The 9687-nt window shown below is 57.0% G+C and carries 8 protein-coding genes and 1 pseudogene; 1 reads left to right on the top strand and 8 read right to left on the bottom strand.

Annotated features, from left to right (window positions below; translation table 11 throughout):
* The 7 genes from CINSTRO3249_RS08905 to fabZ form a co-directional block, all read right to left on the bottom strand.
* Window positions 1-170 (bottom strand): IS1 family transposase (locus CINSTRO3249_RS08905; protein ID WP_143146886.1); only part of this gene is annotated, 170 nt, incomplete at its 3' end.
* A 268-nt stretch (window positions 171-438) separates the two neighbouring features.
* A complete protein-coding gene (gene accA, locus CINSTRO3249_RS08900; protein ID WP_074013021.1) occupies window positions 439-1398 on the bottom strand; it encodes an acetyl-CoA carboxylase carboxyl transferase subunit alpha in 960 nt (319 codons plus the stop codon).
* A 12-nt stretch (window positions 1399-1410) separates the two neighbouring features.
* Window positions 1411-4893 (bottom strand): DNA polymerase III subunit alpha, encoded by a 3483-nt coding sequence (gene dnaE / locus CINSTRO3249_RS08895; RefSeq protein ID WP_074013022.1) that lies wholly within the window; start codon window positions 4891-4893, stop codon window positions 1411-1413.
* A gap of 58 nt (window positions 4894-4951) precedes the next feature.
* On the bottom strand, window positions 4952-5548 hold the full coding sequence (rnhB, locus tag CINSTRO3249_RS08890; protein ID WP_074013020.1) for a ribonuclease HII: 597 nt from the start codon (window positions 5546-5548) through the stop codon (window positions 4952-4954).
* 23 nt (window positions 5549-5571) lie between these two features.
* The gene (gene lpxB / locus CINSTRO3249_RS08885) at window positions 5572-6720 is read right to left on the bottom strand and encodes a lipid-A-disaccharide synthase (RefSeq protein WP_074013019.1); all 1149 of its coding nucleotides are present in this window, start codon (window positions 6718-6720) and stop codon (window positions 5572-5574) included.
* Window positions 6721-6722: 2 nt separating this feature from the next.
* Entirely contained in the window at window positions 6723-7511 is a 789-nt protein-coding gene (gene lpxA / locus CINSTRO3249_RS08880; RefSeq protein ID WP_074013018.1) for an acyl-ACP--UDP-N-acetylglucosamine O-acyltransferase, read from the bottom strand.
* A 4-nt stretch (window positions 7512-7515) separates the two neighbouring features.
* Complete coding sequence (gene fabZ / locus CINSTRO3249_RS08875; protein WP_011411663.1) at window positions 7516-7971, bottom strand: 3-hydroxyacyl-ACP dehydratase FabZ; 456 nt, start codon at window positions 7969-7971, stop codon at window positions 7516-7518.
* A 114-nt stretch (window positions 7972-8085) separates the two neighbouring features.
* Here fabZ and CINSTRO3249_RS08870 point away from each other — a divergent pair, with 114 nt between their 5' ends.
* Window positions 8086-9471, top strand: a complete 1386-nt coding sequence (locus CINSTRO3249_RS08870; RefSeq protein ID WP_254304329.1) for a flagellar biosynthesis protein FlhF — start codon at window positions 8086-8088, stop codon at window positions 9469-9471.
* A 12-nt stretch (window positions 9472-9483) separates the two neighbouring features.
* Here CINSTRO3249_RS08870 and CINSTRO3249_RS08865 read toward each other — a convergent pair.
* Window positions 9484-9687, bottom strand: a pseudogene (locus CINSTRO3249_RS08865) (IS1 family transposase); the annotation flags it as partial.

Here is a 9687-nt window from a genome sequence, read left to right as displayed (position 1 = left end):
TCAACGATCTGCTCTTTAACTCCCGGCTTTCGCGCTTCATAGCGGTAGGTAAGCTGGAATACACGGTGACAGCACTGACACCGGAAGCGTTCGCGCTTAGTTGGACTAAGGCCATGTCGATAAATTTCATCTGAATGGCAGCGAGGACAATGAACAGAAACTGTAACCACGTGGAAACCTCAAATAGAGGCAGAATATCACAAAAGTCAACTATTTGAAGGCATTACCGCAATAATGTTCATTCAGCGCATCCTTACAAAGATCGTTCGCTCGTTTGTCTCGGCCTATCAATAATCATAGCCGGCATTGCGGCTTGCCAGCCTTTTGGCAGCTCGCCGACCCGAATAAACAAAACACCCCGCAGGCGCGAGCATGCGGGGTGTGAGACATCACCGGGCTGGCCCGGGCACCACCTGCGCCGGTAACCGGCGCCGGTTATCAGCAATAGCCGTAATTCATCAGACGGTGATAGCGGCGGTTCAGCAACTCTTCCGTATTCAGGCCGTCAAGCTCGGCCAAATCGTCCAGCAGCTGCGCTTTCAGCGAGGCGGCAATGGCCGGCACATCGCGATGGGCGCCGCCCAACGGCTCCGGCACGATGCTGTCGATAATCTCCAGCTCTTTCAAGCGCGAAGCGATAATGCCCATGGCTTCGGCGGCGATAGGGGCTTTATCCGCGCTTTTCCACAAAATGGAGGCGCAGCCTTCTGGGGAAATAACCGAATAGGTACTGTACTGCAGCATGTTGACTTTGTCGCCTACGCCAATCGCCAGCGCCCCGCCGGAGCCGCCCTCACCTATCACGGTGCAGACCACCGGCACGCGCAGGCCGGACATTTCACGCAGGTTTTTCGCGATAGCTTCGGACTGGCCACGCTCTTCGGCGCCAACCCCCGGGTAAGCGCCCGGCGTGTCGATGAACGTGAGCAGCGGCAGGTTGAAACGATCTGCCATCTCCATCAGCCGCAGCGCCTTACGATAACCTTCGGGTGCCGGCATGCCGAAATTGCGGCGAATTTTCTCTTTGGTTTCGCGCCCTTTCTGGTGGCCGATGATCATCACCGGCCGTGAATCCAGACGTGCGATGCCGCCAACGATGGCTTTATCATCGGCATAGGCGCGATCGCCCGCCAGTTCGTCAAAATCGGTGAAGATATGGCGGACATAATCCAGCGTATAGGGACGCATGGGATGCCGCGCCAGCTGGGCGACTTGCCAGGCGCCCAGATCGGAGAATATTTTCCGCGTCAGCTCTACGCTTTTTTCACGCAGGCGCTGCACCTCTTCATCCAGATTAATATCTAATTTTTCGTCTTGACGGCTGACTGCGGTCAGCGAGTCAATTTTCGCTTCCAGCTCTGCAATCGGCTGTTCAAAATCAAGAAAATTCAGACTCATAGTATTCCTATATTAGTCAAATTCCAGTTCCACCTGTTCATTTCCCACAAGTGTTCGCAAGTCATTCAGTAATCGGTCAGTCGGCGTCACCCGCCAGGTTGCCCCAAAGCGCAGCCGCGCGCGCGCATCTTGCCGTTGATAATAAAGATGCACTGGAATCGTCCCCGATCGATGCGGTTCCAACGATACACGAAGACGGTTGAGAAGCTGGTCATCAATTTGCCTGTCGGTCAGCGAGATAGCAAGCCCGCGCGCGTATTTTTCACGTGCTTCACTAATATCCATCAGTTCACGGGCGGTCATCTTCAGACCGCCGTTGAAATCATCGAAGCTAACCTGTCCTTGAGCGATAAGGATACGGTCTTTTTCCAGTAAATGCTGGTATTTTTCCAGCGCATCCGTGAACAGCATCACGTCCAGACGGCCGGAACGATCGTCGAGCGTGCAAACGCCGATGCGGTTGCCCCGCTTGGTCACCATCACCCGCGCGGACAACACCAGCCCCACCGCGGTCACCATCTTGCCACGCTCGGTGGGGTGCATATCCTTCAGGCGCACCCCGCCCGCATAGCGCTCAATCTCGCGCAAATATTGGGTGATGGGGTGGCCGGTCAAATAGAGGCCGAGCGTTTCGCGCTCGCCGTCCAGCACCACCTGCTCCGGCCAGGGCGCCACGGTACTGTAGGACGCTTCCACCGCTGCCGGCTCCTCCGCCAGCACGCCGAACATATCGCCCTGACCAATCGCCTCGGCTTTCGCGTGTTGATCGGCGGCCTTGAGCGCATCGCCAAGACTATTCATCAGCGCGGCGCGGTGCGGCCCGAGTCGGTCGAAGGCGCCGGACATAATCAGCTTTTCCAGTACCCGGCGGTTGAGTTTTTTGATATCGGTACGCGCGCACAGATCGAACAATTCACGGAAGTGACCGTCCTGATTACGCGCCTCGATAATCGCCTCGATAGGCCCTTCCCCCACGCCCTTAATGGCGCCGATGCCGTAGACTATCTCGCCCTCTGGGTTGACGTGAAAATGGTATTGGCCGCTGTTGATATCCGGCGGCAGAACCTTAAGGCCCATACGCAGACATTCGTCAACCAGCCCCACCACCTTTTCGGTATTGTCCATATCGGCGGTCATCACCGCCGCCATGAACTCGGCGGGATAATGGGCCTTCAGCCACAGGGTTTGATACGACACCAGCGCATAGGCGGCGGAGTGGGATTTGTTAAAGCCGTAGCCGGCGAATTTCTCCACCAGATCGAAGATCTTCATCGACAGTTCGCCATCGACGCCGATACTTTCCGCGCCGGCCTTGAACACCGAGCGCTGCTTGGCCATCTCCTCCGGTTTCTTTTTCCCCATCGCGCGGCGCAGCATATCCGCGCCGCCCAGGGTATAGCCCGCCAGCACCTGGGCTATCTGCATAACCTGTTCCTGGTAGAGGATGATGCCGTAAGTCGGCTCCAGCACGGGTTGCAGCGAGGCGTGTTGCCACTCGATATCGGGATAGGAGATAGCTTCACGGCCGTGCTTGCGGTCGATAAAGTTATCGACCATCCCCGATTGCAGCGGTCCGGGCCGGAACAGGGCCACCAGCGCGATCATATCCTCGAAACAGTCTGGCTGCAGGCGCTTTATCAGATCCTTCATGCCGCGCGATTCCAACTGGAATACGGCAGTGGTTTCGGAGCGCTGCAACATGTCGAAGCTCTTCTTGTCCTCCAGCGGGATGGCGGCGATATCAATGGGCTCCAGACCCTGACGTGCGCGGCGGGCGTTGATCATGTCCAGCGCCCAGTTGATGATGGTCAGGGTACGCAGGCCGAGGAAGTCGAACTTCACCAGACCGGCGTATTCCACATCGTTCTTGTCGAACTGGGTCACCGGATGGTTGCCTTCGCCATCGCAGTAAAGCGGCGCAAAATCGGTAATCTTGGTCGGCGCAATCACCACGCCCCCGGCGTGTTTGCCGGCGTTGCGCGTGACCCCTTCAAGCTTGCGCGCCATGTCAATCAGCGCTTTGACCTCTTCGTCGGCATCGTAAATCGCCTGCAATTGCGGCTCGGCGACAAAGGCTTTTTCCAGCGTCATACCGGGGTCGGGGGGCACCAGCTTGGAGATGCGATCCACAAAACCGTAAGGATGCCCAAGCACCCGCCCGACGTCGCGGATCACCGCTTTGGCCGCCATGGTACCGAAGGTGATAATCTGCGAAACCGCATCGCGGCCGTAGGTTTCGGCCACGTGGTCAATCACCAGATCGCGCTTTTCCATGCAGAAGTCGACGTCGAAGTCCGGCATCGATACACGTTCCGGGTTCAGGAAACGTTCAAACAGCAAATCGAACGCTAGCGGGTCCAGATCGGTGATATTCAGCGCATAGGCCACCAGCGAGCCTGCGCCGGATCCGCGGCCCGGCCCGACCGGGACGCCGTTATCCTTCGACCACTGGATAAACTCCATCACAATCAGGAAGTAACCCGGGAATCCCATCTGGTTTATCACCTGCAATTCGATAGTCAGACGTTCATCATAGGCCGGCCGTTTTTCCCGCCGCCTATCGGCATCGGGGAACAGGAAGGCCAACCGTTCCTCCAACCCTTCGCGCGCGCATTTGACCAGATAATCTTCGGTGGACATCTCACCGGTCGGGAATTGCGGCAGAAAATATTCCCCGAGGCGGATGGTGACGTTACAGCGTCGGGCGATTTCCACGCTGTTGGCCAGCGCTTCCGGCAGATCGGCGAACAACTCGCACATCTCCTGCTCGCTGCGCATGTACTGCTGCAAACTGTAATTCCGCGGCCGTTTGGCGTCATCCAGGGTAAAGCCGTCGTGAATCGCCACCCGGATTGCGTGGGCGTCGAAATCGTCCGGGCTGGTAAAACGCACGTCATTGGTAGCCACGACCGGCAGTCCCCGCCGCGCCGCCAGCTCAACCGCGGCGTGCAGGTAGCTTTCTTCATCCGACCGGCCGGTGCGGATAAGTTCCAGATAATAGCGATCGGGGAAATAGCGCTCGTAGAACGCCAGACACTGTTCCACCTGCGGCATGTTGCCGCGCATCAGGTATTTGCCGACATCCCCTTTACGCGCCCCGGAGAGCAAAATCAGCCCTTCGTTGTGCTCAATCAACCAGTCGCGATCGATAACCGGCCCGGCTGCGCCATAGCCGCGCTTGTAGGCATCGGAAATCAGCAGGGTCAAATGCTGGTAGCCGACATTATTGGCCGCCAGAATGGTCAATTCCGCCAGTTCATCGCCCAGCATCTCGCTTTGCACGAAAAAATCCGCGCCGATGATCGGTTTTATGCCGGCGCCATGGGCGCTGCCGTAAAATTTAACCAGCCCGCATAAATTGGTGAAATCGGTAATGGCCAGCGCCGGCATATGCAGGGCCGCGGCTTTTTTTACCAACGGGCCGATTTTGACCAGCCCATCTATCATGGAGTAGTCGCTATGTACGCGCAGGTGAATAAAACGTGGTTCGGCCATGTGCATTACCCGTTAAGATTTTTTGGCGCGACGAAGGCGCCGCGCGAGGGTGACAGGTTCATGCCAGCTCCAGCACCCGCCGGACCGGCGCAAAGCTTCGTCGATGATGCACGGTCGCGCCGTGAAGCGCCAGCTTTTCCAGATGGAAGGCGGTCGGGTACCCCTTATGCTGGGCGAAACCATATTCGGGGAACTGCAGGTGCAACGCGGCCATCTCCCGGTCGCGGGTGACCTTGGCAATGATGGAAGCGGCGCTGATTTCGGCCACCCGGCTATCGCCTTTCACTATCGCCTGCGACGGCATCGGTAACAGCGGGCAGCGATTACCGTCCACCAGCACAAAATCCGGTACCACCGCCAGACCCGCCACCGCCCGCTGCATCGCCAACAGGGTGGCCTGGTAAATATTGATACTGTCGATCTCAGAGGCTTCGGCGCGGCCCACGCTCCAGGCCAGCGCGCAGCGGGTTATTTCCACATACAGCGCCTCGCGCCGCTTTTCACTCAGCTTTTTCGAGTCCGCCAGCCCCAACACCGGCCGGGCGGGATCCAGGATCACGGCGGCGGTCACCACCGCCCCCACCAAGGGTCCGCGCCCCACTTCGTCGACGCCGGCAATAAGCGTCGCCGCAGGATAGATAAAAGTTGCCGTCATGGGTTTCACTACCTGCAAAAGAATTAACGGTTAATCAGCGCCAGTACCGCGCGCGCCGCCTGTTCGTCGGCGTTACAGCGGATCTGTTGGTGCAGTTGGCGAAACGTCGCCAGCAGCGCCGCGCGCTGGTCATTATCGTCAAGCAGCGGCGCCAGGGCCGCCGCCAGCGCTTCCGGCTGGCACGCCTCTTGTAACAGTTCCTTGACCAGTTCACGGCCGGCCAGCAGATTGGGCAGCGACACCCACGGCGTCTTCACCAACCGCCGCGCCAGCGCGAACGTCAAGGGCTTCATGCGATAGCCCACCACCATCGGGCACTTCGCCAGCATGCACTCAAGGGACGCGGTGCCGGAAGCCAGCAGGGCGGCATCGGCGGCGATCATGGCCTGGCGGGCCTGATTGTCCAATAGCCGCACCGGCAACGCCGGCGCCACCGCCGCCAGGATGTCCTCAAACTGCGCCCGCCGGGCCGGATTGACCAGCGGCACGACAATCTCCAGCCCCGGGAAACGCGCATACAACCGCTCGGCGGCGCGCAGGAAGTCCGCGCTCAGCATCGCCACCTCGCTCTGACGGCTGCCCGGTAACAGGGCCAGACAGCGCGCCTTAGCGGCAATACCCAGCGCCTGGCGCGCGGCGGCTTTATCCGGGTCAAGGGGCATGGCGTCCGCCAGCGTATGGCCGATAAACTGGCAAGGGACATTGTAGCGGTCGTAAAACGCCTTCTCGAACGGCAGAAAGGCCAGTACGTTATCGGTGGCGCGGCCGATTTTAAACACCCGCTTCTGCCGCCAAGCCCAAACGGAGGGGCTGACATAATGGATAGTGCGGATGCCGCGCCGCTTAAGGCGGCCTTCCAGCGTAATCGTAAAATCCGGCGCATCAATACCGACAAAAACGTCGGGACGCAGCGCGCTAAAGCGGCGGGTCAAGTCGCGGCGAATACGCAGCAGCCGCGGCAAGCGCTCGACCACCTCCACGATGCCCATCACCGCCAGCTCTTCCATGTCATACCAGGCTTCCATCCCTTCCGCCTGCATACGCGGGCCGGCAACGCCGACGAAGCGGGCCTCCGGCAAATGGCCGCGCAGCGCGCGTATCAACCCGGCGCCGAGGATATCCCCCGACGTCTCGCCGGCCACCAGACCGATAGTGATGGGGCGTGCCGACATAATTAGCGGATAATACCGCGCTGGGAGCGTGACAGAAAGTCCAGGAAGGTATTAACCACCTGCTGCTCCTGCGCCAGCGCCTCCAGCTCTGGCTTGGCTTCGTCGAGGGTTTTGCCGCTGCGGTAAATGATTTTATAAGCGGCGCGTATCGCGTGCAGCGCGGCGCGATCGAAACCGCGGCGCTTCAGCCCTTCGTTATTTATGCCGAACGGCGTGGCGTGATTGCCCTGAGCAATAACGAAAGGCGGCACGTCCTGAACAACGCCGGAACAGCCGCCGATCATGACGTGGGCGCCGACAACGCAGAACTGATGCACCGCGGTCATGCCGCCGATAATGGCGTAATCGTCCACCGCCACATGGCCGCCGAGCGTGGCGTTGTTGGCCATAATGCAGTGACTGCCTACCGTGCAGTCGTGGGCGACGTGGGCATTCACCATCAGCAAATTGTCGCTGCCGACCCGGGTGACTTCTCCGCCTTGTATCGTGCCACGATGAATGGTCACGCTTTCCTTGATCCGGTTACGGTGCCCGATATCGACCCGCGTCGGCTCCCCGGCATATTTCAGATCCTGATTAACGTCGCCAAGGCAGGCGAACGGATAAATCTGGTTATCTTCACCTATGCGGGTGATGCCGGTCACCACTACGTGGGACTTAAGCACCGTGCGCGCGCCGATTTCGACCTGCGGCCCGATAACGCAAAACGGGCCGACATGCACGCCGGCGTGGATGATAGCGCCTTCTTCCACAATAGCGCTGGGATGTATAAAGGCGGATTGATCAATCACGTGTTCAGGCCTCCCGGCGACGGGCGCACATCATTGACGCTTCGCAAGCCACTTCGCCATCAACTTTGGCAACACCTTTGAAGCGCGCGACGCCGCGACGCTCTTTAATAAATTCAACTTCGAGGATCATCTGATCGCCCGGCTGTACCGGGCGTTTAAAACGGGCTTCATCAATGGCGGCGAAATAATAGAGTTCCCCCGGGGCCAGCTTACCCGCGCTTTTGAACGCCAGAATGCCGGTCGCCTGTGCCATGGCTTCCAAGATCAGTACCCCGGGAAAAATCGGCTTGCCCGGGAAATGGCCCTGGAAAAACGGTTCATTGAAGGAAACATTCTTTACCGCCCGCAAGAACTTCCCTTTCTCGAAATCCAATACGCGGTCCACCAGCAAAAACGGAAAGCGGTGGGGCAAAAGTTCTAATATCTCTTCAATATGCAGAGTATGAGTGTCAGTAGTCAAAATACTCTTCCTGTCTATAAAAAACGTGGCATTAACAACACGGCCTGCTTTAATCCCGGCAGGATAAAACAAGCAGGCCGCGAATATAATAATGGCTTGCCGGGCAACGATGCCTTGACGTGCATTATCCTCTATAAGGGCATAGGTATCTACACATTTATCGTGATACCTGTTATTACTTTGCAGAATGATTTCAACCTATCTGTTGGCGGGATTGACTCTCGCCTTACCCGCCGATATCAGACGCTGGTTAAACAGCATATGACGCCCGCGGCTCTTCTTGCTTCTGCGGTTAAAGACCTCGCAAGTGCTCAAAAATCAACTTTCGCAACTACCCAAGCTGTCTGGCGTTTTCTGAATAATAAGCGAATTAGCTTCAGTCAACTCAATGAGCCAATTATTTCGCTAGCACTTGAGCAAATTTCGCTTAGCCCGCATCCATACGCTCTCGTTGTTCATGATTGGTCACGTTTACAATTTCTTTACCATCATGCCAAATACGGACGCTTAAAAATGACGCACGGTGGCGATGTTGGATATGAACTTCAAAGCAGCTTGCTGGTTGATGCTGGCACGGGTTTGCCAATAGCGCCTCTATCTCAGACACTTACCGATGCAACCGGTTGTCATTCAACGTTGGCGGAAGGACTGTCCGAACGGCAGACACATATGGACGCCTTGACGACCGATATTGCCCGTGTGGAATCGCTTAATATAGGTAAAAAGCTGATTCATATAATTGATAGAGAGGGTGACTCTATTGGACATATGCGGACGTTGAGTACTCAAGGAATATGCTGGCTTATCCGAGGAAAAGAAGGACATGGTGCAGAGTGGCAAGGTAATTCATTGAAAATTGGTGAGATTGCTGCTCTTCTGCCATACAACGGATGCGGACAGGTAGACTGGAAAGGGAAAAAAGCTGATATGGAAATCAGTGAAACCTCGATAGTCATAACCCGAGCTGCGCAGCAGAAGCGTAAAGATAAAGAAACCGGCCGCCGCATAAAAATCCAACCTGGAGAGCCTCTGACGGTCAGATTGGTTGTTGTTCGGCTTACGGATGATCTCGGTAATGTGGTGGGACGCTGGACGCTGCTTACAAACGTTTGCAGCGAGATCACCTGCGAGGAAGTAGCTCGTTGGTATTACTGGCGCTGGAATATTGAATCATTTTTTAAGTTGCTGAAAGGTGCCGGACATGACGTAGAAACATGGCTTCAGCGCAGCGCGCCAGCCGTACTACGCAGGTTGTTAATAGCCAGTATGGCTGCTGTTCTGGTATGGCGGCTGCAACGCGCTGAAGGAGAAGAAAATGCGGCAGCCCGCCAGCTGATATGTCGCTTGTCAGGACGACAGCAAAAGCGAGGCCGCAGAGAGAGCGCTCCTGCTCTGCTCGCTGGCCTATCCATCTTGTTGAATACACTAAAATTATTATCGGAATATAGTCTGGAAGAACTTACTCATTTAGCGAGAGTTGCTCTTAAGCCTCCTCCCTGATGTGTAGATACCTATGCGTTTAATGCGGGTACGGAGCGTCAGGTTATTGCGCTCTATACGTTGCGTGAAGATCTTGCCAGTCAGATGTTTCTGCTTCGGCACCTCTCTTGCATAGCTGCCCCAGTTGTCACTGGTAATCATGCCGATGTTGAACGGCGTCAACAGAGCCAGCAATTCACGGCAGGTCTCATCGGTTCGGGGGCCAAAAGTGTAGGC

Source organism: Candidatus Sodalis sp. SoCistrobi (assembly GCF_900143145.1).
GTDB lineage: Bacteria > Pseudomonadota > Gammaproteobacteria > Enterobacterales > Enterobacteriaceae > SoCistrobi.
The sequence above is the reverse complement of the archived record's forward strand: the minus strand, read 5'-3'. Positions and strand labels throughout refer to the sequence as shown.

What these genes read in the sequence shown, in the direction of transcription:
- accA (WP_074013021.1), bottom strand. Translation starts at nt 1,398, where the DNA reads ATGAGTCTGAATTTTCTTGATTTTGAACAGCCGATTGCAGAGCTGGAA.
- dnaE (WP_074013022.1), bottom strand. Translation starts at nt 4,893, where the DNA reads ATGGCCGAACCACGTTTTATTCACCTGCGCGTACATAGCGACTACTCC.
- rnhB (WP_074013020.1), bottom strand. Translation starts at nt 5,548, where the DNA reads ATGACGGCAACTTTTATCTATCCTGCGGCGACGCTTATTGCCGGCGTC.
- lpxB (WP_074013019.1), bottom strand. Translation starts at nt 6,720, where the DNA reads ATGTCGGCACGCCCCATCACTATCGGTCTGGTGGCCGGCGAGACGTCG.